1 protein-coding gene and 1 pseudogene are annotated in these 1,583 nt (G+C 41.6%); both read left to right on the top strand.

Features of this window, described 5'->3' with window-relative positions; all coding sequences use genetic code 11:
• A partial coding sequence (gene gpmI, locus B7C60_RS17490) for a 2,3-bisphosphoglycerate-independent phosphoglycerate mutase (protein ID WP_245868392.1) occupies window positions 1-958 on the top strand: 958 nt, incomplete at its 5' end.
• Between the two features lie 174 nt (window positions 959-1,132).
• Window positions 1,133-1,583 (top strand): annotated as a pseudogene (locus tag B7C60_RS17485) (peptidase M23); the annotation flags it as partial.

Genomic DNA, 1,583 nt, shown 5'->3' with positions numbered 1-1,583 from the left:
CGATAATAACTGGGATCGAGTTGAAAAAGCGTACGATCTACTGACTCAAGCGAAAGCTGAATTTACCTACGATTCCGCGGTAGCAGGCCTTGAAGCAGCTTACGCTCGGGAAGAAAATGACGAGTTTGTACAAGCGACTGAAATTCGCACGGCAGATCAAGCATCTGCAGCAATGCAAGATGGTGATGCCGTTCTGTTTTTGAACTACCGTGCCGACCGTGCTCGTGAAATTACTCGCACTTTTGTCGCTGATTTTAATGGCTTCAAACGTAGCGTTTTCCCTGCGGTCAACTTTGTTATGCTGACTCAATATGCGGCTGATATTCCGCTAGCTACCGCTTTCCCACCCGCTTCACTTGAAAACACTTACGGTGAATGGCTATCTAAAGCAGGTAAAACCCAGTTACGTATTTCTGAAACAGAAAAATATGCTCATGTCACCTTCTTCTTTAACGGTGGTGTTGAAAATGAATTTGTCGGCGAAGAACGTCAACTCGTTGCCTCTCCTAAAGTCGCAACCTATGACTTACAACCTGAAATGAGTTCAAAAGAGTTGACGGATAAACTGGTCGCTGCGATTAAATCAGGTAAATATGATGCCATCATCTGTAACTATCCAAATGGCGATATGGTGGGGCATACTGGCGTTTACGATGCCGCGGTGAAAGCATGTGAAGCCGTTGATGAATGTATTGGTCGTGTGGTTGAAGCAATCAAAGAAGTGGATGGTCAATTACTGATTACTGCCGATCATGGTAACGCGGAAATGATGGTCAATCCAGAAACTGGCGGTATCCATACTGCGCATACAAATTTACCAGTTCCTTTGATTTACGTCGGTAATAAGGCAATCACGTTAAATCAAGGTGGTAAATTATCCGATCTTGCTCCAACTATGTTGGCGCTCAGTGATATGGAAATTCCTGCCGAAATGTCAGGTCAAATTCTTTATTCTTAAGCTTTTTATTAAGATCATAATAAAAGCCCCATTTGGGGCTTTTATATTATTCGTTTCTGTTAAGCTCGACGATAATTGAAAAAGATAGCAAATGTATTCATCATCTTGCTCGCCTCATTCATCACTTTGAGTATACTAAGTGCTCAGCAATTTCTACGATGATGACGATAACAGATGATCTTCTCTATTTTTAAACGGATGACTCTCTCCCTTCAACTAACCGTTTGCTTAGCGAGCATGCTATTTTCTCTTATGAGTCACGCCGTATCACAACAAGAGCTATCGGGAGTAAAAAGTGAAATTACTCGTCAGCAACAATCATTAGCTCAAAGACAAAAACAGTTAGATCAGCTGCAACAGTCTTTAAAACAACAAGAGTTGTCCATTTCCCAGTTAGAAAAACAGATCCAATCTACGCAAAAAAACCTAACTCATACAAATAAAAATATCGCAGCCCTTCAGACAAACATGACCCAATTAGAAGAGCAACACCAGCAACAAGCAAAAAAGCTAACAGAGCTATTGCAGACGTACTACGTAACTCGGCGAGCATTAGCCAGTGGTGATCTATTAAAAAATGGTGTTGAACAAGATCGAATGAGTCAATACTACCAGCACTTAGCCA

Source organism: Vibrio fujianensis (assembly GCF_002749895.1).
In the GTDB taxonomy this organism is placed as follows: Bacteria; Pseudomonadota; Gammaproteobacteria; order Enterobacterales; family Vibrionaceae; genus Vibrio; species Vibrio fujianensis.
Note: the sequence above shows the minus strand (reverse complement) of the source record. Positions and strands in the feature narration are given on the sequence as shown.